Source organism: Chelativorans sp. J32, assembly GCF_000518985.1.
GTDB lineage: Bacteria > Pseudomonadota > Alphaproteobacteria > Rhizobiales > Rhizobiaceae > Chelativorans.
Map to the genome: position 1 here is coordinate 165,516 of NZ_JAEQ01000003.1, position 22,458 is coordinate 187,973.

Below are 22,458 nucleotides of genomic sequence, written 5' to 3' on the forward strand. Positions count from 1 at the left end.
GCCATAATCGTGTCGCGGAGCGGGAGAATTTATGGCCAAGCGTGCAAGTGACATCCCGGAGGACGTCTACGTCCAGTTCGTCCGGTCGTTGTTCGAGAGCAGAAACATGCTGCTCATCGGTGCCATCTGCCATATGCTCGTCGCGCTTATGGCCTATGTGCGGACCGGCCGTCTGCTCTTTGCTATCGTGGCCTTCATGTTGCTCGCGGTCGGGTTCTGGCGTTTCGCCGGGCTGAGGCCGGGTAAGGAAGAACTCGATAAGCTCGACCTTGAGAAGGCCCAGAAATGGGAGGCCACCTATGTGGCGAAGGGCGGCTTCCAGGGCCTCCTGCTTGGTTTTTTCGCTTTCGCCTCCATCTATCTCTACCCGGATCAGTTCGCCGAACTGGGCGCGCTTGCCATCAATCTTGCCTCACTGGTGACGGTTGTCGGCCGCAATTACGGCTCCGCGCGCATGGTGGCGGTGTTCACCACCACCATGATGGGACCGATCATGGCAGGTCTCGTGCTGCGTGCCGAACTGCCCTACGTCGTGCTCGGACTGCTTGTTCTACCATTCGGCTATATTGTAGTGAGGAGTGCGGACGAGGTTCGAAAAATCCTCGCACGGGCAGTGGAAGAAGGCCGGAAGGCCGACGAGCTCGCCCGGCGGTTCGACCGAGCACTGAACACGATGTCTCATGGCCTGGTGATGTTCAGCCCGCAAGGCCGCGTCGTGGTTGCCAACGCGCAAGCCGCGGAATTCCTGGGTTTCCAGTCCTCTCAGCAGTTTCTTGGTCGAACGCTCGACGCTCTTCTCAGGCGCGGTTTGGCCGGCAATCTCCTGAGCCGGAAGGACTTCGACTATGCGCGCGCCCAGCTGAAGCGGGCGCTCAGTAAAGGGCAGGGCAGGAAGGTTCTTCTAGAGCTTACGGATGGGCGCCACATCGAATTCTCCGCAAGAGAAGGGCGCGAAGAACTCCGCGTCCTTACTTTCGAAGAGGTGACGCAGCGCGTCGAGGCCGAGGCCAAGATCCGTCACATGGCGCGGTATGACAGCCTGACGAACCTTCCGAATCGCGCCTATTTCCAGGAACTGGTGCGTGAGTTCATGGCGACCGGCGATGAGAACCGGCTTTGCGGCCTCGCCGTGATGGATCTCGACGACTTCAAAACGATCAACGACACGCTCGGGCATCCCGTGGGCGACGGGCTGATCTATGCGGTGGCCGAACGGCTGGTGGAGTTCGAGACCGAAAGGGTGAAGATCGGCCGCTTTGGCGGCGACGAATTCATGGTCTATTTCGACCGCGTCGAAGACGAGGCGGACTTCGCCAACCAGTTCGGCGTGATCTTCAGCGCGCTGCAGGGTGAGGTAGACATTGCCGGGCACGTGTTGCGTATCCAGGCAAGCGGTGGCGCAGTGGTTATACCTGTCCGCGACGGCGATCTCGACATGATCACGGTCAAGGCAGACCTGGCACTTTATCACGCGAAGGAGCAGGGCAAGAACTGCTGGAAGCTTTTCGAAGCCGATATGGATGCTGCCTTCCGCAACAGGCAGGTCATGAAGTCGGAACTGCGCAGTGCTATCCAGGCAAAGAACCTGCGCGTGGTTTACCAGCCCATCGTGGATGTGAGCACGATGCGCATCTCCGATTGCGAAGCATTGTGCAGGTGGGACCACCCGGAACTCGGGCCGGTATCTCCCGCGGTGTTCATACCGCTCGCGGAAGAAATGGGCCTGATTTCGGAAATCAGTGCCTTCGTACTGGAAGCCGCGTGCCAGGAATGCATGAACTGGCCCGAGCATATCGGCGTGTCCGTCAATCTTTCGGCCAAGGATTTTCAGAGCGGGGCGGTGATCGACAAGGTTCGGGAAACGTTGGTCAACACGGGGATCGCCCCCGAACGCCTGGAAATCGAGGTCACCGAAACCGCGCTCCTATATGACCGGGATTCCACCCGCCTCTATATCGAGGGGCTGAAGGAACTCGGAATCCGCATAGCCCTTGATGATTTCGGCACCGGCTATTCAAGCTTGAGTTATCTGCACACTCTTCCGCTCGACCGCGTCAAGATCGACGGAAGCTTCCTGCATGACGTGACGACAAACCCGCGGTCGCACAAGCTGCTGAAGAGCGTCATACAGCTTTCCCGCGGCCTGGGGCTCGAGGTGACGGTGGAGGGGGTGGAGACGTTCGAACAACTCAAGCTGCTCGAGACCTCGGTCAAGCCTGACAGGGTGCAAGGCTTCCTTTTCGGTTCAGCTCTATCGGCTTCGGGCATCAAGACCATGTCCGATGCTGCATGGTCTGCCGAAGGCGGGAACTTTCGACGCGACAGAAGCTTGCAGCATTGAGCGGAACGTTTGAGGTCTAGAACCTCGCGTTAAGGTTAACAGAAGGTAAATATGAATCTTTCAATTTTTCACTTTCCCCGTATAGGATTGAAAGGTTACTCCTAATCTGGAGATGGGGGCTTTCATGCAGATGTACAGAAAAATATCCGTTGCTGAAGATCGTTTCGAAACACCGGATACTGATTCCCCCTTTAATAGAAGCGTTTTCTCGGTTCTTGAGGAAATCGAATACAGGCGTTGTGAAAAAGGGGAGGACCTCGAGGCGATATATCGTCTTCGATATGAATCCTACCGAAATGCCGGCATGGTGAAAGAAGACGCAGCGAGGACGGTAACCGACCAATATGATGATCTGCCGAATTCATATCGCTTCGGCATCTTCTATCGGGGAAATCTGGTCAGCACTCTGCGGCTACATTATATTGACAGGGCCAATCCTACGGGGCCTAGCAACACCGTTTTCAACGATATCCTCGAGCCTCGGATCAATGCCGGCGAAAGCTTCATCGATCCCAGCCGCTTTGCCGCCGATGGCGAGTGGTCCCGCACATTGAGGGTGCTTCCCTACGTTACGCTTCGCCTTGCGGTCGTCGCCTGCAAATATTTCGATCCCACTTGCTGCCTGACGGCGATCAAGGAGGAGCATTCAGCCTTTTATCACAAGGTGTTCAGGTCTGTTCCGACGACCGGCCCGCGCGAGTATCCCGGCCTCACCGTGCCGGTGCATCTGCTCGAATCCAATTGCGACAGGAACCTGGACAACATCATCAGCCAGTATCCCTTCTTCCGCTCCACGGCATTCGAGCAGCGGATGCTCTTTGAGCAGCCGGGGCGGGGCGAAGTCGGCCCTCTTACGGTGTTGCCGACGGCGAAGTATCTGAAGAACGCGGCCTAATCGCCACCGTTTTTGAACATAATGAAGCAAAGATGGTTGATTGGCAGCGTTCAACCATTCACGGGTTTAAACCATGCAAACGACAGTGCTCGGAATTTCCCTCGCACCACTGGTTTCATTGATTGCGGGCATTCTCATCCTGATCATGCCGCGGCTGCTGAACTATATCGTTGCCATCTATCTTATTCTTATCGGCCTTCTCGGCCTTTTCCCGCAACTTGCAAGCTGAGTTCTTCCATCCAGCTGGGATGACAGGCTAAAAGTCTCGGCTCGGGGGGCGGGAGCTTTACGCAATCTGCGGGTATCTCTGTAATGGCGCGGGCTGCGGCTATGCGCACCTTGCCCTCTTGCATCCTTTTCGCTATTCCCCTTCGCAGTCTTTTTCCAAGGGGTTTTGCAATGGCACATGATACGCCGGACCTGCCGGCCGAAATGGGTGCGGAAATGGATTACGCCGAGCATGAGCGCACCTATTCTCTGTTTCTGACCATCTCGAAATACACCGGCCTTGTTGTGGCAGCTGTGTTGATTGCGATGGCTTTCGGCTTCTTTACTCCTGCCGGCTTCATTTCCAGCACCATTCTTTTCATCCTCATCTGCGCGGTCGGCGCCTGGATCCTGCGGTAACCCAACCGTTTCGGCCGGGGGGACCGTCTAACAGAAGGAATTGACGGTGGGACAGACGATCTTTGTGCCCAGGGAGGCGGACGCGAACGAGCCGCGTGTCGCCGCATCGCCTGATACGGCGAAGCGACTGAAGGGCCTCGGCTTCGATGTCGTCGTGGAACAAGGGGCGGGGCGCGCCTCGCGCATACCCGACGAAGAGTTCGAGAAAGCCGGCGCCACGCTTGGAGGCGCGGCGGATGCCGCCAAGGCCGATGTGGTCCTGAAGGTCCGCAGGCCGACCGCTTCCGAGCTCAAATCCTATAAAAAAGGCGCCGTGGTGATTGCCACCATGGACCCTTATGGCAATGAGGCCGAAGTGGCCGCAATGGCCAATGCGGGCATTTCCGCTTTCGCCATGGAGTTCATGCCGCGGATCACGCGTGCGCAATCCATGGACGTGCTGTCCAGCCAGGCGAATCTCGCTGGCTATCGCGCAGTGGTCGACGCGGCAGCGGAATATGACCGCGCTCTGCCGATGATGATGACCGCAGCCGGTACCGTTCCGGCTGCGAAGGTATTCGTCATGGGCGCGGGCGTCGCCGGGCTGCAGGCGATCGCGACGGCGCGACGCTTGGGGGCCGTGGTCACGGCTACGGACGTGCGCGCGGCCGCTGGCGAGCAGGTGGCTTCGCTCGGTGCCAAGTTCATCATGACGGACGCGTTGAAGGATGCCTCCGGTCAGGGTGGCTATGCGCGTGAACTGACCGAGGAGGAGAAGCGTGCGCAGGCCGAACTCGTGGCTGAACACATCTCCAAGCAGGATATCGTGATTACCACGGCGCTCATTCCGGGCAGGCCCGCTCCGCGGCTTGTGACGGCGGAAATGATCGCTTCCATGCGTCCTGGATCAGTGATCGTGGACCTTGCAGTGGAACGCGGCGGCAATGTCGAAGGCGCAGTGGCCGGCAAAAGTGTTACCACTGCGAATGGCGTCAAGATTCTCGGGCATCTCAACATGCCGGGGCGCGTGGCTGCTTCCGCTTCTCTGCTTTATGCGCGAAACCTCTTTGCATTCCTGGAAACGATGGTCGACAAGCAGACCAAGACGCTGTCGATCAATTTCGAGGACGAATTGGTGAAAGCGACCGTTCTCACCCATGAAGGGGCGGTGGTGCATCCCAACTTCGCGGGCGCTGCCGCTGCTGCACCGAAGCCGTCGCCGGTCGATCCCGAGGTCGTGAAGGCGGCTCAGGGAACGGAGCCCGGCCTCGAGGTCGCGCCCAAGAAGGCATCGGGCCGCCGCAGCGCCGCCGAAAAACCGGCGGAGGCCGTCAAACCCCGCTCAACCAGAAAATCGGCCATGCCCAAGACGGGAGGGGATGCCTGATGGAGCCGAATGCAATTGAACAAGCGCTCGATCAACTCGAGCGCGCAACGGCGAGCGTTCGCGCCGCCTTCGAGAACATGCAAGCGGAAAGCGTGGCGGACGCCGCCGGCGCCCTGGCACACGGGGCGACAGGCGGGGCAATCGATCCGTTCATTTTCCGTTTCGCGATCTTCGTGCTGGCGATCTTCGTCGGCTATTATGTGGTCTGGTCGGTGACACCCGCGCTGCACACGCCGCTGATGTCCGTTACCAACGCGATCTCTTCGGTCATCGTTGTCGGTGCGCTGCTAGCGGTGGGCATCTCGGCCTCGGGCCTTGCAACAGGATTTGGTTTCGTGGCTCTGGTCCTTGCCTCGGTGAACATCTTCGGCGGGTTCCTCGTCACCCAGCGCATGCTGGCCATGTACAAGAAGAAGGAAAAGTGACGTGAGCGCCAATCTCGCCTCTTTCCTTTATCTTGTCTCCGGCATTCTCTTCATCCTGGCGCTTCGGGGGCTTTCGCACCCGACCACCAGCCGGCAGGGCAACTTCTACGGCATGCTGGGCATGGCGATTGCCATCGTCACCACGCTGCTGCTGACCATGCCCACGCCGGGGGGCTTCCTCCTCATCCTGATTGGTCTCGCGATCGGCGGCGGAGCGGGCGCGGTGATCGCCCGGCGCATCGCCATGACTGCGATGCCGCAGCTTGTCGCCGCCTTCCACAGCCTTGTCGGCCTTGCGGCCGTGATGGTGGCGGCCGCCGCCCTCTACGCGCCGGAAAGCTTCGGCATTGGCGAACTGGGTGCCATCCATGCCCAGGCTCTGGTCGAGATGTCCCTTGGCGTGGCGATCGGTGCTATCACCTTCACCGGTTCCGTTATCGCCTTCCTTAAGCTTGATGGGCGGATGTCGGGCAAGCCTATCCTGCTTCCGGGGCGCCATGTCCTCAACGCTGCCATAGGCATTGCGCTCGTCGTGCTGATCGTGATGCTCGTCATGACCCAGAGCCACACCGTGTTCTGGCTGATCGTGGCCCTGTCGCTGGTGCTTGGCGTGCTCATCATCGTGCCGATCGGCGGCGCCGACATGCCCGTGGTGGTGTCGATGCTCAACTCCTATTCGGGTTGGGCCGCGGCCGGCATTGGCTTCACGCTCGGCAATCTGGCCCTCATCATCACCGGCGCGCTGGTCGGCTCTTCGGGTGCGATCCTGTCCTATATCATGTGTAAGGGCATGAACCGCTCCTTCATCTCTGTCATTCTCGGCGGCTTTGGCGGCGAGACGGCGGCAGCGGTCGATGATGGCATCGAGCGCACCGTGAAGCAGGGCTCGGCCGACGATGCGGCCTATCTGATGATGAACGCGCAGAAGGTCATCATCGTGCCGGGTTATGGCATGGCGGTCGCCCAGGCGCAGCATGCACTGCGCGAAATGGCCGACAAGCTCAAGGCCAATGGCGTCGAGGTGAAATATGCCATTCACCCGGTGGCTGGCCGCATGCCCGGGCACATGAACGTGCTGTTGGCCGAGGCGAATGTGCCCTATGACGAGGTGTTCGAGCTGGAGGATATCAACTCCGAGTTCGCCCAAGCGGACGTCGCTTATGTCATCGGTGCGAATGACGTGACCAACCCGGCCGCGCGCGACGACAAGTCTTCGCCGATCTACGGCATGCCCATCCTTGATGTGGACAAGGCACGGACCTGCCTCTTTGTGAAGCGCTCGCTAGGCTCCGGCTATGCCGGCATCGACAATACGCTGTTCTACAAGGACGGCACGATGATGCTGCTCGGCGATGCCAAGAAAATGACCGAGGACATCGTCAAGGCGATGGACCACTAGGTGATGCGATAAGCACCGCAGCCTAGGTGGAAGTCATGCACCGAGAGCCCGGCCGTTGTGCCGGGCTTTCGCATTTCTAGCCGCCTCGTCTCGCCGCCCTACATATCTCGACGAGCGAGAGGAGGCGGAGATGATCGTCATATGGCTAGGCGCGCTGCTTGTCATTCTCGGCCTGTTGCAAATGGCCTACTCCACATTGTGGACCGGAAGGCTGAGCGATCCGCCGCGATCACGCCAAGGTACCCGTGACAGCACCTTAGAGCCGCCGCGACAGGACCTGCGATTCCTCGGGCTGGCAAGCAATTGGCCTGGCATAGTCCTGTTCGTGCTCGGGCTTTTGCTTCTCCTGTCGGGCGGTGCGTTCATATAGCCGGAGCGGCAGCGGAGAGTTTGGCTTATAATGCCGAGCGCAGCTGGAACTCGCTGACGCCGACTGCCACGTTGAGGCCTGTCTGCGCCTGAAGGCTGACAGGCTGGAGGATCAGATTCTTGTTGGTCTGGCTCACCAGTATGTTTGCGCCACCGCCGATACCTGCCGTTATCTCTGCGCTCGGGCCAACATAGTTATCGGCAAGAGATCCGGGTACATAGGGGTTTGTGGCGGTAGGAGCCATGACGACCCAGCGCATCACGCGTTCGCCGGTAACACCTGCCTCAAGCCCGAATTTCCTGACTACGCCTATATAGGTCTCGGGCGGCCTGGTGGAATCCGCGGGCTTAAACGTGCAGGAGAGGTCCTTCGAGGTTACAAACCCGATATCGGCGCCGCCCTGGATGATGCAATCAAGCGTGCCAAGCTCCGTTCGCTGCTGCGCAGCTGCCGGCAGGGTGGCAGAAGACAGGACGAGTGCCGCTCCAATTGCGGCAATCACGCTCCCTTTCATGATTGAAACTCCTTTCCGTTGCCGTCGTAAAACAGCAGCGGACAAGTGATGGTTCCAACCTAGAAAGTGGTACTCACGTCCGGGATGCGGTTGCTGCACCACCTGCGCCGCGGGTTCTTGAAACGCCGTCGCGAGCCGGTCCGTAATTCGCGTCAAGGCTCAGTGCGCGTGCGTAGGAGCGCGCGGCCTTATCCATTTCGCCACGCTTTTCATAAACGAGCGCCTGGTTCGCCCAGCTCTCCGCCAGATTTTCGTTCAGGCGGATCGCGGTGTTGAAATCCGAAAACGCGTTCTCGTCATCGCCCAGGGCAAGATAGGAAAGACCCCGGCCGTTGTAGCCATAAGGCTGATCGGGCGCGAGCGAGACGGCTTTGGCGAAGTCCTCGATCGCATATTGATGCTGGCCGCTTGCCTGATAGAGCAGGCCGCGGCGGTGATAGGCACGAGGGTCGGTGGTGTCGAGCTGGATCGCCCGCTCAAAATCCTGGAAGGCTTCGCTGGAGCGCCCGGCGAGACGGTAAAGTTCACCGCGGCCAATATAGGCGACGTCGTAATTGGGGTTCAGCGTGATCGCCTGGTTGTAATCCGCAAGCGCCTTCTGCTGGTCATTCATGTACCGGTAGATGAGTGCGCGGTTTGCATAGGCCCGGTAGGAACGCGGATCCAATTGTATCGCCTGGTCGAAATCTTTCAGTGCTTCGCGATAATTGCCGGCCCGGCCATAGGCAGAACCGCGGATATTATAGGCCTCGGGGTCGTTCGGCGTCCGCTGAATGACGGCGCTGAGGGACGCGATGTTCTCCTGCGATCCCTGTGCCGTATCGATGCGAGACAGGTCTGTCACGGGGTCGGTGGTGTTGCAGGCTGCCAGGGTCATCATTGCGAAGAGTGCCAGTGCGGTTCGCACTCGGGAATGGTTTGCATTCTCTGCGATTACTCCATCAGCCATCAACTGCCCGTCCTTTCGCATTTGCCGCATCTGACGGCGCATATTAACCAGTGCGCCGCAATAAAAAAGGTGGCTGCGATTCGAGATCGCGCCACCTTAATTTAAATCGTGGAAACGGACAAAAAATAGGCGCTCAGCGCGCCGCTGCCCGGCCGCCAACAATGCCTTCACGCTGGGCGCGTTTACGCGCCAGCTTGCGTGCGCGGCGCACAGCCTCGGCCTTTTCGCGAGCGCGCTTTTCCGACGGCTTCTCGTAATGTCCGCGCATCTTCATCTCACGGAAAATGCCTTCGCGCTGCATCTTTTTCTTCAGCGCGCGGAGCGCCTGATCAACATTGTTGTCGCGGACGAGTACCTGCACCTGGGTTTCCTGTCAAAGCGTTGATGATGGCAGCCTTGAGCCCTTGTCGCTCAACAGCCGATCCCCCGCGACGGACTTCCCTTCGCAGGATTGCGCGCTGATATCAGAAACTATGGCCTTTGTCGAGAGGCACGTGCCGTACCGTCCGTCAGGTTCGATTTATCGAAACGCCACCATCCGCCAGCAGGGCAGAACCGGTGACAAAACTTGCCGCGTCTGAGGCGAGGAAGAGAGCCGCGCGAGCGATCTCTTCCGGTCTCGCCACGCGTTTCAGCGCATGCAAACCCTCCACGAAAGCCCATTCCTCAGGAGTTTTGAAGGTAGCCGCGGGAGTATCCGTGCCGCCCGGCAGAAGCGCGTTCACTCGGATTCCCTTTGCTCCGAATTCTGCGGCAAGTGCCTGGGTGAGACCAACCAAGCCGGCTTTGGATGCGGCATAGGCCGACATGCCCGGCATGCCTATCGTGTTTCCGACGAAGCTGGAGGTGAAGACCAGTGTGCCTCCTCCTCGATCCAGCATCGCGGGTATCTGGTATTTTGCTGCAAGGAAGGCCGCGGTGAGATTGGTCGTCAGCGTGTCTTCCCAATCGCTCTGCTCAAGCTCCGGCAGAGGGGCCATGCGGCCGACCGTGCCGGCATTGTTGAAGGCGATGTCGAGCCCGCCGAACCGGGAGATGGCGCAGTCCACCAAAGCCTTTGCTTCTGCTTCTGCGCGTAGGTTGCCGGGAAAGGCCTCGGCCTCGCCGCCGCTTTGCCGGATCTCGACTACAAGATCCTCAAGTTCCTTTGCTCGACGTGCGCTTGCTACAACTCGCGCGCCATGTTCCGCGAATAATTTTGCTGCGGCCCGGCCGATACCCGAGCTTGCGCCGGTGACGATCGCCACCTTGCCGGAGAGTGAGAACATCGCTGTCATCCTTTCGATTTCAAGCCGCCCGTGCAGGGCATGACGGTTTGTTCTCAAAAGGAAGCTGCCCCGGCCACCCGAAACCTGACGAATGCTTCGATACAGGGGCGGCGGCTCTGTCGCGGTCCGGCGGGGCGCTTCTCGCGCCGCTGCGTGACCTCTTGCGACAAGAATGTCGGGTGCGACGAAAGACGGTGGGGGAGATCGGAACCGGCGCCTCCATCCGGCGTTTTCCTCGCACAGAAGGAGCCGAACCATGCTTCCCGATAAACGTAAACCTGATGAGCAGCCTGGGCCGAAAGACCTGGAAGAGGAGCTGGAAACGGGGCTGGAGGATACTTTCCCCGCCAGTGATCCTGTCTCCGCCGCGCAGACCACGCGAACCGGCGCGCCGAGCGAGGCCGCGAAGCCGAAGAGCAGTCAGAACGTGGACGAGGACGCGTGCGAAAAGGACGAGGAACTCGAGAAGGCGTTGGAGGATACGTTTCCCGCGAGCGATCCGCCCTCCATAACATCAAGCACCGTTGCCGGCGGTCCGAAGAAAGCGAAAGCTAAATCTTCCTGATGGCTTAGATGGCCAGGATGCCGCCATCGGCTGCCAAGGCCTGGCCGGTCATGAAGCTGTTGTTGGGGTTGGCGGCGAAGAGAATTACCTCCGCCACCTCCTCGATCTCCGCAAGCCGCCTCATGGGAACGCCGCGTGTGAGGCCCGCCTCCGCGCGGCTCGCCTTTGCTTGAGTCATCGCGAGGACGCCTGTCACCATTTCCGTGCGGGCATAGGATGGGCAAACCGCGTTGATCCGGATTCCACGAGTTGCGTATTCGGCGGCAGCGGTGCGCGTAAGACCAATGACGCCGTGCTTGGCCGCCGAATATATGGCCAGGCGTGGCGCGCCGGTGAGTCCGGCCACGGAAGCGACATTGACGATGGCAGCCCGGCGCTTTTCCCGGCGATATTGCCTTTCCATCAATGGCAGCTGGTGCTTCATTGCGTAGAAGATGCCGAGGAGATCGACGTCGATGACGCGGCGCGCCTCATCCGACGGGATGAGGTGTAGCTTCACGAAGGCTTGCGCGATTCCGGCATTGTTGATGGCGACATCGAGACCGCCGAAGCGTTCTTCCGCCAATGCGACGAGCCTTTCGGAAAGCTCCTCCTCGGCAACGTCGCCTGCGAGGAATGCAGTCTCGGTATCGAGTGAGCACGCAAGTTCCGCGAGCGGTTCTTCGCGCAGATCGGAGAGCACGAGGCGCGCGCCTTCGGTCGCCAATCTTTCCGCCAAACATCTTCCGAAACCGCCGGCGGCGCCAGTCAGTAGCACCGTCAGCCCTCTAAATGCCGCCATGCAACCTCTCGTCCAATCAACCTCCACGCCATGGAGCGCGGATCTTGCTGTTTTTATCCCCAAGGAGTTGGTGCGGCACCAGACTCGTCCCCGCGCGTCTTTTCACGGTTTGAGGCAGTGTCGTCAAGCGATTGCGGAATGGAAGAAGGTCGCAGTGTGGATCAGGCGGCAGACTGGCCTGGAAGTTCTGCGGGAAGCGCCAGGGTCAGCCAGCGGGCGGTGAGGGCAGGCTTCACTGAGTTTTCGACCTCGATCGTGACGTCGTAATGCGTTTCGACGATGCCCGAAGGGCGCACCTTCATATGCGCAAGAAGAAAGCGGCCACGGACGCGGCCTCCCGATTTGACGGGGCTCATGAACCGCACACGATCGAAACCGAAATTCATACCCATCGAAGTGCCTTCGAGAGTGGGCACGGCTTCGAAGATCAGAGTGGAGAGCAGCGAGAGGGTAAGGAACCCGTGGGCGATCGTGCCGCCATAAGGCGTTTCGCGTGCGGCACGATCCGGGTCGGTGTGGATGAACTGATGATCATCGGTCGCGGCAGCGAACTGGTCGATCATCTCCTGGGAGACGGTTCGCCATTCGGAGACGCCGACCTCCGTTCCAACCATTGCCATCGCATCTTCGATTCGCACCGCCCGCCTGGACAACGACCTGCACTCCCTGCTGGAAAGCCCGCCGCATCTTCGCGGCCGGCTGCAAAACGCGCGCACAGATATCGCGTTGCAGGCGCGATGTCATCCATATGCGGGCAAGCGCGATTTCTAAATCTTGGCGCTCGTCGTCGCTGCAGCCTGGGTCAGCTCGCGCTCCAGCCGTGCCTCCTCCTCGACCTTCGGCGTTATGAAACGACCAAGAAGCAGATAGGCGACGGGCGTCAGGTAGATCGTGGAAAGGGCGGACAAACCGAGGCCACCCACGATAACCCAGCCAAGGGCGATTCGCGCTTCCGCGCCGGCACCTGAAGCGAGGATCAGCGGCACGCCGCCGACCACCGTACAGATCATGGTCATCATCACTGGGCGCAGGCGAATGAGCGAGGCCTGTTCTACCGCTTCACGAACATTGAGCCCGCGGTCGCGCAGCTGGTTGGCAAATTCGACGACGAGGATGCCATTCTTCGCCATGATTCCCACGAGCAGGACCAGGCCGATCTGACTGTAGACATTGAGGCTCGTCCCGGTGAGCAGCAGCGCAAACACCGCGCAGGCGAGCCCCAGCGGCACGGTCACCATGATGATGATCGCACTGACGAAGCTTTCGAACTGCGCCGCCAGCACGAGCAATATGATGACCACCGCGAAACCAAAGGTCGTCAGCATGCTGTTGCCGGTTTCGCCGAGGGTCGCGGCCTCCGCCAACGGGATGATGCGGGCACCCGGCGGCAGATGCGGGGCTGCGATTTCCTCCGCCCGCTCGAGCGCTTCGCCCAAGGGAAAATCAGCGGCAAGATTGGAGGTGACACGCACCACGCGCAGCTGCTCCTCGCGATTGAGCGACGGCGGCACCGGTTCTTCCCGCAGCGAGGTGACGGTGGAGAGGGGCACGAAACGGCCGTCGCCCGTTTTGATGAAGATGTTTTCGAGGTCTGTCGGATCGTTGATCGGATTGGTGGTCGAGACGAGCTTCACATCATAGCTTTTGTCATCGATGAAGAGGTCCGCGATTTTGCGCCCGTCGAGTAGCGATTGTATCGCTTGGCCAAGGCCGTTGATGTCGATGCCCAGATCGGCTGCACGCTCGCGATCGACTTCCACCTTCAATTGCGGCTGGGTGGCATCCTGGCTGAGACGCGGCTGGTCGAAGCGGGGGTCCTTCTCCATATCGGCTATGATCGCCTGCGCCGCCTGGGTAAGCCGCTCGTAGTTGTTTCCTGCCACTGCGAATTGCAGGCCGCTGCCCGACCCGCGGATACCAAGGCTGTTGGGCTGGAACGCAAAGGCGCGGACGCCCGGGATTTCCGACGCGCGCGCGTTCACTTCCTGCAGGATCTCCTGCTGCGAACGTTCACGCTCGCCCCAGGGGGCAAGGCCGAGCATGAGAAAAGCGCTGTTTGAGCTTCCCTGGCCTGTGACGGAAAAGGTGGTGCGGATTTCGCCGCTCTCGCGCAGCGGCTGGATCGCGGCCTCGATCTCGCGCATTTTCCCGGCGAGGTAATCGACGCTCACACCTTGCGGAGCGGAAACGCGCATCATCGCGACGGCCCGATCTTCCGGAGGGGTAAGTTCGGATTTGATGTTGCCGAACGCGATATAGGCGGCCCCGGCAAAGAGCAGGGAAACGAGGATGACGATCAGCGGCGCGTTCAGGCAGAAGCGCAGAGTTCGCGCATAGAAGTTCGCCAGCGCCCCGCCAATGCGACCGAGGGGACCATCATTCTTCTCTCCGTGCAGTTCGCCCGACGACAAAATGCGCGACGCGACCATCGGGCAGAGCGATAGGGCGACGATCGAGGAGAGGAGCATCGAGAAGGCCAGGACGAAGCCGAATTCCTTGAAGAGACCGCCTGCCTGGCCCGGGAGGAAGGAAAGCGGCACGAAGACGGCAACCAGGGTGGCCGTCGTCGCGACGACGGCGAAGAACACTTCCTGCGTCCCGAGCACTGCGGCGGCGCGAGGACCCATGCCCTGGTTGCGCCGTCGCACGATGTTTTCGAGAACGACGATCGCATCATCCACGACCAGGCCGGTTGCAAGCACAAGTGCAAGCAGCGTCAGGATGTTCACCGAAAAGCCGACGAGATAGATAGCAGCGATCGTGCCGATCAGCGCCACCGGAATGGCAAGTCCGGGGATAATCGTGGCGCGCCAGTCGCGCAGAAAGAGATAGATGACACCAAGCACGATGGTGACCGAGAGGATGAGTGCGATCTCCACCTCGTGAATGGCACCGTTGATGAAGATGGCGTCGTCGCTCGTGATCTCGATCGACATGCCTTCCGGGATGGTTTTCTTGAGATCCTCGACGGCCTGCTTGACGCCTTCGGAAATATCCAAGGTGTTCGATTGGGCCTGGCGCACGATGCCGAGGCCTATTCCCAGGCGGCCATTGGTGCGCAGGCGGCTTTCGCCCTCGTCCGGGCCGAGCGTCACAGTGGCGACGTCACCAAGACGGACATTCGGCGAGAGCCTGATGTCTTCCATTTCCTCCGGTGTTGTGACGGAGGACGTGGCGCGGACGATGAGATCCTGCGAGTTGCTTGTAAGGGAGCCTGCAGGGCTGTCGAACGCGACGGTCGACAGGGCGGTCGCGATATCCCCGACCGTCATGCCGTGGCTTGCGAGGCGGGATTGATCGATGTCGACGCGGAAGATCTTGGTGCGGTCGCCATAGACCTGCACGTCGGCCACGCCGGGAACGGCTGCCAGCCTGTCGACGATCTCATCATCGACATAGAGGGTCATGTCCTCGATGTTCATCCTGTCCGAGGTGACGGCAAGCCGCATGATCGCATCGGCATTGTCATCGGCCTTGACCACGATGGGAGCGTCCGCATCCTCGGGCAGCTGGTTCTGCACGCGGCCGACCGCATCGCGCACATCGGAGGCTGCGGTGTTGATATCGACGCTTTCGCGGAACTCGATCGTAACGCGGCTTCTGCCGAAAGAGGAGGAGGACGAGATCGCAGAAACACCGGGCACTCGCGCCACGGCTCCCTCGACCGTAGCGGTGATCTCGCGATCGATGGTTTCGGCGGCCGCGCCGTCGAAACGCGTCGTCACGGAGATGACCGGCCGGTCCACGTCGGGCAGCTCGCGCACTTCCACGCCGAAAAAGGCGGCAAGTCCGGCCACCACGATAAGTATATTGATCACGAAGGCGAAGACCGGGCGGCGCACGAAGAGCGCTGTTACCCCTTCAGCGGCCTTGTCGATATCCTTCTGGCTCATCTCGCTCTCCGCCCCGCTCTTCAGGAGCCGCGTGCGGGGCGGTTCGAGCCCACGTCACCTGCGACGGCGATGGGTTGACCCTCGCGAACGGCGTGTACGCCTTCAACCACCACAAGGTCGCCATCGGCGAAATCGCCGTCGACCAGAACGCTGTCGGAGTTGCGCTGGATGATGCGCACGGGCAGACGCTGCGCGGTGCCGCCGCGCACAGCCCAGACATAGGCACCCTCGGTGCTCCATTGAACAGCGAGCGGATCCACGGCGGGGAAGCTTTCGCCGGGGAACTGCATCGTCACACGGAAGGCCATGCCCGAGCGCAGCGTATCGGCAGGGTTGGCGATGCGTCCCTGGATGTGCATCGTGCGGCTGGTGGTATCCACCTGATTGTCAATCGCACTGATCTCGCCCTGGTATTTCTCGGCGGGACGGGCGACGGATTCGGCCGTCAGCGGCATGCCGATCTTGATCATCCTCGCGAAACGCTCGGGTACCCAGAAATCGACAAGGATTTGCGACCGGTCGTCGATCGTGGCGATCTGGTCGGAAGAGGTGATGTAGTCGCCGGGAGAAACGGGCAGGATGCCGACGGTGCCGCCGATCGGCGCGACGATGTCGCGGCGCTCCAAAGCGAGCTTGGCCTCTCGCAACGCCAGCTCCGCATTGCGCACGGCGAGTTCCGCCTCGGTCTGCTGCACGGCAGTCGCCGTGTTCGACGACCGCAGCGCATTGATCCGCTCCAGCGCGGCGCGGGCATCGTCCAGGGTGATCTGTGCACGGTCGACGGCGATGCTCTCGGCTTCGGAATCCATGCGGGCGATCACGTCGCCCGCCTTTACCGTGGCGCCGGGCTCCACGAGTATTTCCGTCAGGCGCCCCGAGGTATAGGGGCGTACCGCGACCGTATGCAGCGCCTTTCCATTGCCAATGGCGGTGAGCCGGTCATTGATTGTGGCGCTCATGACCGGGGCGGAGACGATGGCTGCCGGTGTGCCGCCACTCGGTCCATTCCTGCGCTGCCGCACGGCGGAGGCCGCCCTTTCGTCAGAAGAAGGCGCTGCTTCCGCTGGTGCTTGGGCCAGGCCGAGATCGGCCACCGTCTGGCGGGCGCCTGGAAAAAAATGGTACCAGACCACCGCCGCTGCCGCGAGGATGAAGAGACATAAGAGGGCCTGCTTCCACCAAGACATTCGATTCTCCGGATCGTGGCCGTCCAAGCGGCCGAATCAAGCCCGTGCCCTCCTCCAAGCAGCGGGATGCCGTGTCTTATGTACACGTTCGTGCGGCTAGATTTAGCCTGGTTTCCCCAGTTATATCATTAAATTGCTGTAAGGATTAGTGGCTACCCACAAGGGATGCGAGTTCCGGGAACAAGTTCAAGCCTAGTCCGTTCATGCAATCATGCTGGCGCCCGGCGGGTTTCTTGCCCAACACATGGCAATCCATATTCTGGCGATGAACCTCGCAGCACCGCTCGTCGTGCTTGCATGGCAATTCTTCCGGTGTTCCGAACAAAAGCCCGAGCAGGTGCGTTGGATAGGGCCGGCCGCCGCGGTGCAGATCGCGCTTCTCTGGTTCTGGCATCTGCCAGCCCCCATGGCGTTTTCCTTTGCCGTACCGGGCGGGGAAGCGCTCATGCATGTCTCATTGTTTGCCGCTGCGCTCTGGTTCTGGAGTGCGATCCTGGATGAGGCGGAAGCTGCGCGCTGGCGGGCGCTGGGCGCGTTGCTGTTCACGGGAAAACTCTTCTGCCTGCTCGGGGTGATCCTGACCTTTGCTCCGCGGTCACTCTATGTCGCAGCCGCCGAACTGTGCCTGGGCGGCAGGGTAGATCCCAATACTCTTCTGCCAGACCAGCAGCTTGCCGGCTTGATGATGCTGATCGCCTGTCCGTTCGTCTATGTCCTCGCCGGGATCATCATTGCCGCCCGATGGCTCAGGGAGATCGATTCCCGGGTCCCGTCGTTCCAGCCCGACGGGAACGGGTGACCATGCGCAGATTTGACAGGCGCTGGTGGAGAGCGGTTGCCCTCGGGGCTGCGCTTGCAATCGCCGGAGCCGGGATCTTCGGCGGCTTATTCGCTCTGTCAGGGCTCTACAATGTCGCCGCCTCGCGAGAACATTTCGCCATCACCAATGCGATAATTCGCCTTACGCTGACGCGATCGGTGGAAACGCGCAGCATGGGAGTCGAGGTTCCGGATCTTTCCGATGAGCGTTTGGCCGCTCTCGGCGCCCGGCATTTCGCAGTAGGCTGTGTTCCCTGCCACGCTTCGCCCGGTTCGAAGCAGAACCCCATCGTGGCGGAGATGTACCCGGCACCGCCGCCGCTCACCGAGGCAGCCGAAAAGTGGGATTCCGAAGAACTCTTCTGGATCGTGAAACATGGCTTGAAATTCACCGGCATGCCTTCATGGCCCGCTTTGGAACGCGATGACGAGATCTGGGCCCTGGTGGCTTTTCTGGAACGGCTTCCGGCGAGCGATGCAGAAGACTACGCGGCACTGGCAGGCGGGCAAGGGGAAGGGGATGATACGAGCCTTGATTTTGGCGACGGCGAGGGCATGACGGAGGCGTTGTGCGAGAGTTGCCATGGAAACGCCGATGCTCGCCCTGTGCATCCCCTTGCGCCTGCTCTCGCGGGCCAGAAGCAAGCCTATCTGCTGCGCGCGCTGGAAGAGTATGCCGATGGGAAGCGGCCGAGCGGCATGATGCAAACGATCGCTACCGCCCTTGCTCACGACGAACTCGCAAGGCTCGCCGGGCATTATGCGCAGGCGACGAGCAGCGCGGCGCCGGTGGGAAATCCTGACGTCTTGGCGATAGCACGCGGAGAACAGATCGCACGAAATGGCGTGCGCGAGGATGATGTCCCGGCATGTCTTGCCTGTCATGGCGAAGGGACATCCGCCCAGTTTCCCCGATTGGACGGGCTGGCGCCTGAATATATCTCGACACAGCTTTCGCTCTTCCGCGACGGCGTGCGCCAGCGCTCCACCTATAGCGCGATCATGAAGCCGATTGCGGACCGTCTCACTGAACGCCAGATTTCGGATCTCGCCGCCTATTTCTCTTCCCTGCCGCGCCAACCAGGAACCGCCTTCCTGCGACCGGAGGGGGCGCGATGAGGTTCGGCAAGGGATGGGTTTTTCGGGCCATTGCCCTATCAGCCCTGCCGGGCATTGCCAGCTGTTCCGGCGTCCAGTCGGCTCTCTCGCCTAGGGGCGTGGAAGCCCTTCGGATCGATCCGCTTTTCTGGACGTCGGCGGCGGTCGGGCTCGCCGTGACCTTGATGGTGGTCATCCTGGTAGCCGCCGCTCTCTATGGGCCGCCACGCTGGCGCGAAAGGCTTTCAGGCGACCGGATGCTGATTGGCGGGGGGATCGTTCTGCCGATCATCGTGCTCACCGGCCTCTTCACCTATGGTCTTCTCGTCATGCAGGCAGGTGCGGTGCGAGGCGAACAGGAAACTGATGCGACAGTGACCATTACCGGCAAGCTCTGGTGGTGGGAGGTGGTCTATGAAGGGCCTGATGGCAAAGCGGTTCTGAGCGCCAACGAATTGCGCCTGCCGGTTGGCCGCCCGGTGCGTCTGCGGCTCGAATCGGACAATGTGATCCACAGCTTCTGGGCGCCGCAGATTGCCGGCAAGCTCGATATGATCCCCGGCCGAACCAATGAAGTGGTGGTCGAGGCGACGGAACCGGCGGTGAGCCGCGGCCAATGCGCCGAGTATTGCGGCGGAGCCCATGCACTGATGGCGTTCTATGTGGTCGCCATGGCGCAAGCCGAATATGACGCATGGCTGGCGCGCGAAGCCGGCCCAGCGGTTGAACCTGTTTCGGAAGAGGCGGCGCGCGGGCGCGAGATCTTTTTCGAGCATGGGTGCGGCGCCTGCCATCAGGTCCGGGGCACCGAGGCGCGTGGCGTGATCGGCCCCGATCTCACCCATGTCGGAAGCCGTAAGTCCCTGGCCGCAGGCATGATGTCCAATGATGCGCAGGCTTTCGCGCGCTGGATCGTCGACAACCAGCATATCAAGCCGGAGAACAAGATGCCGCCCTTCGGCCAGTTCTCCGAGGAGGAATTGTCGGCACTCGCCGCTTACCTGGACAGCCTGGAGTAAGGGATGAACGAGGTCAGAGAGCTGCCCAACGAAGCTCCACGCCCGGCGAACGAACTGGAGGAACTTGAGCGCGCCTGGAAGCTGCCCACCGGCTTCAGATTGATCACTGCCGTGAACAATCAGGTGATAGGCATCCTCTATATCGGCATAGCCTTCCTGTTTTTCCTGCTGGCCGGCGTGCTGGGCGTCATCATGCGCACGCAGCTTGCCGTCCCCGAGAACGACCTTGTCAGCCAGGATCTTTTCAACCAGATCTTCACGGTCCACGGCACGACGATGATGTTCCTCTTCGCCGTGCCGGCCATGGAGGCACTCGGCGTCCTGCTCCTGCCGCAGATGTTGGCCGCGCGCGATTTGCCCTTTCCGCGCCTCTCCGCCTTCGCGATCTGGGCCTATATCGTCGGTGGGCTCGTCTTCTTCTCCACGATATTCTACGACCTCGCGCCCAAAGGCGGCTGGTTCATGTACCCGCCGCTGACGCTCAAGGAGTATTCGCCCGGCGACAATGCCGATTTCTGGCTGCTCGGCATCGGCTTCATCGAGATCTCCGCAATTGCTGGTGCCATAGAGATCATCGTCGGCGTCCTGCGCACGCGGCCACCCGGCATGTCGCTCACGCGTATGCCGATCTTCGCCTGGGCGATGCTGATCTTCGCGGCGATGATCATGATCGCCTTTCCGGCGGTCATTCTCGCCACCATGCTGCTGGAGATCGAACGCTCCTTCGGCTGGCCCTTTTTCACTGCCGACAAAGGCGGGGATCCGCTTCTTTGGCAGCATCTGTTCTGGTTCTTCGGCCACCCGGAGGTCTACATCATCTTCCTGCCGGCAGCAGGGCTCGTCTCGATGATAGTGCCCGCCATGGCCCGTAGGCCGCTGGTTGGCTACCGTCTCATCGTCGTGGCGCTGATCGGGACAGGGTTCTTCTCCTTCGGCCTCTGGGTCCACCACATGTTTACCACTGGCATCCCCGCGCTAAGCCTCGGCTTCTTCTCGGCGGCCAGCATGGCGGTGGCGATCCCGTCGGGCATCCAGGTCTTCTCCTGGATCGCGACCATTGCCTCGAGCAAGGAGCGGTTCCGTATCACGACTCCCTCGCTCTTTGTTCTAGGCTTCCTCTTCATCTTCACCGTTGGCGGGGTGACGGGAGTGATGGTGGCGCTGGTGCCGCTCGATTTCCAGGTGCACGACACTTACTTCGTCGTAGCACATTTCCATTATGTGCTGATCGGCGGAATGGTCTTCCCGCTCTTTGCCACCTTCTATTACTGGATACCGATGGTGAGCCGGAAGATGCTGTCGGAACGGCTGGGGCGATGGGTCTTCTGGCTGATGTTCATCGGCTTCAACGTGACCTTCTTCCCCATGCACATTACCGGCCTCATCGGGATGCCGCGCCGCGTCTGGACCTATCCGGATGGCCTCGGCTGGAACACGCTCAACATGGTGTCCACCGTAGGCTCCTATATTCTGGCCGCCGGTGTTGCGCTTTTCGTCATCGATCTCTTCCTGCGCTTTCGCCCGACCATGGAGAACAATGCCGGTGACCCGTGGCGCGCGGGCACATTGGAATGGCTGCCTACAGGGGCCTATTCGGCGCGCAGCATACCCTTCGTGACAAGCCGCGAACCCCTATGGGACAACCCGAATCTCGGCACGGAGGTAGAGGAGGGGCGTCACTTCCTTCCCGGTGCACCGACAGGAGAGCGTGAGACGATCGTCACCAGTCCCGTCGACGCCAAGCCGCAATACATCATCCGCATGCCGGGTCCCGGCTGGGCCCATCTCGTCGCGGCCGTCTTCATGGCGGCTGCCTTCCTTCTATTGACGGTGAAGCTCGTCACCATCGCGCTCATATGCGCGGTGATCTCGATAGCAGCCTGCATCGTATGGGGTTGGCAACTCGACCATGGGCCGGGAAAGGGTGAGGTCGATATCGGGGCCGGTATCAAGCTGCCCACCTATATGGCCGGCCCGAGATCGCATGCCTGGTGGGCTATGGCGGTTCTCATCCTCGTCGCCTCCTCGCTCTACATCGCCTATGTCTTTTCCTACCTTTATCTGTGGGTCGTATCGCCGGAAGTATGGGCTCCGCATGGGTCGCCCGACCTGCCCGGGTTTGGCTGGCCGCTTGGAACGGCTCTTCTGCTGATCGCCGGGACCGGCTCCATGGTGCTTGTGCGGCGGATGCTGCCCGCGCCCGGCGGGAGGGAGCCGGCAATCCCCCCGATGCTTGCGCTCGCAGCAGGATGCCTGCTCGCCGCCTTTCTTGCCGAGGTCTGGGGCCACTGGATGACCGGCTTGCGGCCCGCCCAGAATTCCTACGGCGCGATGGTCTACATGGCGAGCGTCCTCAATTTTCAAGTCGTCTTCGCCTGTGTTGTCCTCGCCGGCTTTGCCATCGCGCGCTACCTCACCGGAAAACTCGATGCCGAGCGCCGCGTTGGGTACGAAAACGCGGCACTCCTCTACTATTATGCGGCAGGGCAGATGCTGCTCGGCCTTGTTTTGGTGCACGGTTTCCCACGTCTGGCGGGGTGAGAAATGACCAAGCTCGACGACATGCGCCGACCGGACCGAGGCAATATGCTTGCGGTGCTTCTGTTCATCACCGCAGGCCCGCTTCTCTGGGGTTTGCATCTCACCATCGTTTATATGGCGCACACGGCGGTTTGTGCGCTCGCCGCATCTCCCGGCGCGGCGACGGCCATCCTCGCGATCGTGACTGTGGCCCTCGCTGTGCTGTTGATGCTGATCCTTCTCGACCAACAACGTTTTGCCAGGCTTCTCAAGGTCAGCCAGGAGATTGCGGAACGCGGGAGCTATGACAGGATCGCGTTTTTCCTGACCCTGCTTTCGCTCGCCGGGATTCTGTGGTCCGGCCTTGCCGTAACCATTTTATCCTCCTGCGCTCCAGGCCGTTGAGGGCCTAAAAAACTCTT

22 protein-coding genes are annotated in these 22,458 nt (G+C 60.9%); 14 read left to right on the forward strand and 8 right to left on the reverse strand.

Annotated elements, in window-relative coordinates:
• The first annotated feature begins 31 nt into the window (after positions 1–31).
• The 8 genes from CHEJ32_RS0106345 (at position 32) to CHEJ32_RS0106380 (ending at position 7,423) form a co-directional block, all read left to right on the forward strand.
• A complete protein-coding gene (locus tag CHEJ32_RS0106345; RefSeq protein ID WP_028033108.1) occupies positions 32–2,341 on the forward strand; it encodes a bifunctional diguanylate cyclase/phosphodiesterase in 2,310 nt (769 codons plus the stop codon).
• A 265-nt stretch (positions 2,342–2,606) separates the two neighbouring features.
• Positions 2,607–3,236: an acyl-homoserine-lactone synthase gene (locus CHEJ32_RS0106350; RefSeq protein WP_256375659.1), complete on the forward strand. Its 630-nt coding sequence runs from the start codon at positions 2,607–2,609 to the stop codon at positions 3,234–3,236.
• 73 nt (positions 3,237–3,309) lie between these two features.
• Positions 3,310–3,465, forward strand: coding sequence for a DUF3096 domain-containing protein (locus CHEJ32_RS26630; RefSeq protein ID WP_084032703.1), 156 nt, complete (start codon positions 3,310–3,312; stop codon positions 3,463–3,465).
• A gap of 170 nt (positions 3,466–3,635) precedes the next feature.
• Positions 3,636–3,863 (forward strand): aa3-type cytochrome c oxidase subunit IV, encoded by a 228-nt coding sequence (locus CHEJ32_RS0106360; protein ID WP_028033110.1) that lies wholly within the window; start codon positions 3,636–3,638, stop codon positions 3,861–3,863.
• A gap of 46 nt (positions 3,864–3,909) precedes the next feature.
• Entirely contained in the window at positions 3,910–5,229 is a 1,320-nt protein-coding gene (locus CHEJ32_RS0106365; protein ID WP_028033111.1) for a Re/Si-specific NAD(P)(+) transhydrogenase subunit alpha, read from the forward strand.
• Positions 5,229–5,654 (forward strand): NAD(P) transhydrogenase subunit alpha, encoded by a 426-nt coding sequence (locus CHEJ32_RS0106370; protein ID WP_028033112.1) that lies wholly within the window; start codon positions 5,229–5,231, stop codon positions 5,652–5,654. The genes CHEJ32_RS0106365 and CHEJ32_RS0106370 overlap by 1 nt, the downstream gene beginning before the upstream one ends.
• Before the next feature lies 1 nt (position 5,655).
• Positions 5,656–7,053: an NAD(P)(+) transhydrogenase (Re/Si-specific) subunit beta gene (locus CHEJ32_RS0106375; protein WP_028033113.1), complete on the forward strand. Its 1,398-nt coding sequence runs from the start codon at positions 5,656–5,658 to the stop codon at positions 7,051–7,053.
• 130 nt (positions 7,054–7,183) lie between these two features.
• Entirely contained in the window at positions 7,184–7,423 is a 240-nt protein-coding gene (locus CHEJ32_RS0106380; RefSeq protein WP_028033114.1) for a hypothetical protein, read from the forward strand.
• Between the two features lie 25 nt (positions 7,424–7,448).
• On the opposite strand, the gene CHEJ32_RS0106385 is transcribed toward CHEJ32_RS0106380, so the two are convergent.
• From CHEJ32_RS0106385 to CHEJ32_RS0106400, 4 genes are all read right to left on the reverse strand, one after another.
• Entirely contained in the window at positions 7,449–7,937 is a 489-nt protein-coding gene (locus CHEJ32_RS0106385) for a DUF992 domain-containing protein (protein WP_028033115.1), read from the reverse strand.
• A 73-nt stretch (positions 7,938–8,010) separates the two neighbouring features.
• The gene (locus CHEJ32_RS0106390; RefSeq protein WP_028033116.1) at positions 8,011–8,886 is read right to left on the reverse strand and encodes a tetratricopeptide repeat protein; all 876 of its coding nucleotides are present in this window, start codon (positions 8,884–8,886) and stop codon (positions 8,011–8,013) included.
• Between the two features lie 133 nt (positions 8,887–9,019).
• Positions 9,020–9,247 (reverse strand): 30S ribosomal protein S21, encoded by a 228-nt coding sequence (rpsU, locus tag CHEJ32_RS0106395; RefSeq protein ID WP_028033117.1) that lies wholly within the window; start codon positions 9,245–9,247, stop codon positions 9,020–9,022.
• A gap of 148 nt (positions 9,248–9,395) precedes the next feature.
• Positions 9,396–10,154 (reverse strand): SDR family oxidoreductase, encoded by a 759-nt coding sequence (locus CHEJ32_RS0106400; protein WP_028033118.1) that lies wholly within the window; start codon positions 10,152–10,154, stop codon positions 9,396–9,398.
• Positions 10,155–10,410: 256 nt separating this feature from the next.
• Between CHEJ32_RS0106400 and CHEJ32_RS0106405 the strand changes: the two genes are divergently transcribed.
• Positions 10,411–10,719, forward strand: coding sequence for a hypothetical protein (locus tag CHEJ32_RS0106405; RefSeq protein ID WP_028033119.1), 309 nt, complete (start codon positions 10,411–10,413; stop codon positions 10,717–10,719).
• Positions 10,720–10,723: 4 nt separating this feature from the next.
• On the opposite strand, the gene CHEJ32_RS0106410 is transcribed toward CHEJ32_RS0106405, so the two are convergent.
• From CHEJ32_RS0106410 to CHEJ32_RS0106425, 4 genes are all read right to left on the reverse strand, one after another.
• On the reverse strand, positions 10,724–11,500 hold the full coding sequence (locus tag CHEJ32_RS0106410) for an SDR family NAD(P)-dependent oxidoreductase (protein WP_028033120.1): 777 nt from the start codon (positions 11,498–11,500) through the stop codon (positions 10,724–10,726).
• A 161-nt stretch (positions 11,501–11,661) separates the two neighbouring features.
• Positions 11,662–12,120, reverse strand: coding sequence for a MaoC family dehydratase (locus CHEJ32_RS0106415; RefSeq protein WP_034658039.1), 459 nt, complete (start codon positions 12,118–12,120; stop codon positions 11,662–11,664).
• Between the two features lie 147 nt (positions 12,121–12,267).
• Positions 12,268–15,393, reverse strand: coding sequence for an efflux RND transporter permease subunit (locus CHEJ32_RS0106420; protein ID WP_028033122.1), 3,126 nt, complete (start codon positions 15,391–15,393; stop codon positions 12,268–12,270).
• Positions 15,394–15,413: 20 nt separating this feature from the next.
• Entirely contained in the window at positions 15,414–16,580 is a 1,167-nt protein-coding gene (locus CHEJ32_RS0106425) for an efflux RND transporter periplasmic adaptor subunit (RefSeq protein ID WP_028033123.1), read from the reverse strand.
• A 244-nt stretch (positions 16,581–16,824) separates the two neighbouring features.
• On the opposite strand from CHEJ32_RS0106425, the gene CHEJ32_RS24070 reads away from it, so the two are divergent.
• From CHEJ32_RS24070 to CHEJ32_RS0106450, 5 genes are read left to right on the forward strand one after another with little or no spacing between them, the layout of a single operon-like run.
• Positions 16,825–17,379, forward strand: a complete 555-nt coding sequence (locus CHEJ32_RS24070) for a cytochrome c oxidase assembly protein (RefSeq protein ID WP_245261001.1) — start codon at positions 16,825–16,827, stop codon at positions 17,377–17,379.
• Positions 17,380–17,381: 2 nt separating this feature from the next.
• The gene (locus CHEJ32_RS0106435; protein ID WP_034657974.1) at positions 17,382–18,518 is read left to right on the forward strand and encodes a c-type cytochrome; all 1,137 of its coding nucleotides are present in this window, start codon (positions 17,382–17,384) and stop codon (positions 18,516–18,518) included.
• Positions 18,515–19,516, forward strand: coding sequence for a cytochrome c oxidase subunit II (locus CHEJ32_RS0106440; RefSeq protein WP_051469514.1), 1,002 nt, complete (start codon positions 18,515–18,517; stop codon positions 19,514–19,516). Before CHEJ32_RS0106435 ends, CHEJ32_RS0106440 begins: the two co-directional genes overlap by 4 nt.
• Positions 19,517–19,519: 3 nt before the next feature.
• Positions 19,520–22,057 carry a cytochrome c oxidase subunit I gene (ctaD, locus tag CHEJ32_RS0106445; protein WP_028033126.1) on the forward strand — a complete coding sequence of 846 codons (2,538 nt, stop codon included), beginning with the start codon at positions 19,520–19,522 and terminating at the stop codon, positions 22,055–22,057.
• Between the two features lie 3 nt (positions 22,058–22,060).
• A complete protein-coding gene (locus tag CHEJ32_RS0106450) occupies positions 22,061–22,441 on the forward strand; it encodes a hypothetical protein (protein ID WP_028033127.1) in 381 nt (126 codons plus the stop codon).
• The last annotated feature ends 17 nt before the right edge of the window (positions 22,442–22,458 follow it).

Excerpts from the sequence above, each read along its gene's own strand:
- CHEJ32_RS0106345 (WP_028033108.1), top strand. The coding sequence starts at position 32 with ATGGCCAAGCGTGCAAGTGACATCCCGGAGGACGTCTACGTCCAGTTC.
- CHEJ32_RS26630 (WP_084032703.1), top strand. The coding sequence starts at position 3,310 with ATGCAAACGACAGTGCTCGGAATTTCCCTCGCACCACTGGTTTCATTG.
- CHEJ32_RS0106360 (WP_028033110.1), top strand. The coding sequence starts at position 3,636 with ATGGCACATGATACGCCGGACCTGCCGGCCGAAATGGGTGCGGAAATG.
- CHEJ32_RS0106370 (WP_028033112.1), top strand. The coding sequence starts at position 5,229 with ATGGAGCCGAATGCAATTGAACAAGCGCTCGATCAACTCGAGCGCGCA.
- CHEJ32_RS0106380 (WP_028033114.1), top strand. The coding sequence starts at position 7,184 with ATGATCGTCATATGGCTAGGCGCGCTGCTTGTCATTCTCGGCCTGTTG.
- CHEJ32_RS0106385 (WP_028033115.1), bottom strand. The coding sequence starts at position 7,937 with ATGAAAGGGAGCGTGATTGCCGCAATTGGAGCGGCACTCGTCCTGTCT.
- CHEJ32_RS0106390 (WP_028033116.1), bottom strand. The coding sequence starts at position 8,886 with ATGGCTGATGGAGTAATCGCAGAGAATGCAAACCATTCCCGAGTGCGA.
- CHEJ32_RS0106400 (WP_028033118.1), bottom strand. The coding sequence starts at position 10,154 with ATGTTCTCACTCTCCGGCAAGGTGGCGATCGTCACCGGCGCAAGCTCG.
- CHEJ32_RS0106405 (WP_028033119.1), top strand. The coding sequence starts at position 10,411 with ATGCTTCCCGATAAACGTAAACCTGATGAGCAGCCTGGGCCGAAAGAC.
- CHEJ32_RS0106410 (WP_028033120.1), bottom strand. The coding sequence starts at position 11,500 with ATGGCGGCATTTAGAGGGCTGACGGTGCTACTGACTGGCGCCGCCGGC.
- CHEJ32_RS0106415 (WP_034658039.1), bottom strand. The coding sequence starts at position 12,120 with ATGGCAATGGTTGGAACGGAGGTCGGCGTCTCCGAATGGCGAACCGTC.
- CHEJ32_RS0106420 (WP_028033122.1), bottom strand. The coding sequence starts at position 15,393 with ATGAGCCAGAAGGATATCGACAAGGCCGCTGAAGGGGTAACAGCGCTC.
- CHEJ32_RS0106425 (WP_028033123.1), bottom strand. The coding sequence starts at position 16,580 with ATGTCTTGGTGGAAGCAGGCCCTCTTATGTCTCTTCATCCTCGCGGCA.
- CHEJ32_RS24070 (WP_245261001.1), top strand. The coding sequence starts at position 16,825 with ATGGCAATCCATATTCTGGCGATGAACCTCGCAGCACCGCTCGTCGTG.
- CHEJ32_RS0106435 (WP_034657974.1), top strand. The coding sequence starts at position 17,382 with ATGCGCAGATTTGACAGGCGCTGGTGGAGAGCGGTTGCCCTCGGGGCT.
- CHEJ32_RS0106440 (WP_051469514.1), top strand. The coding sequence starts at position 18,515 with ATGAGGTTCGGCAAGGGATGGGTTTTTCGGGCCATTGCCCTATCAGCC.
- ctaD (WP_028033126.1), top strand. The coding sequence starts at position 19,520 with ATGAACGAGGTCAGAGAGCTGCCCAACGAAGCTCCACGCCCGGCGAAC.
- CHEJ32_RS0106450 (WP_028033127.1), top strand. The coding sequence starts at position 22,061 with ATGACCAAGCTCGACGACATGCGCCGACCGGACCGAGGCAATATGCTT.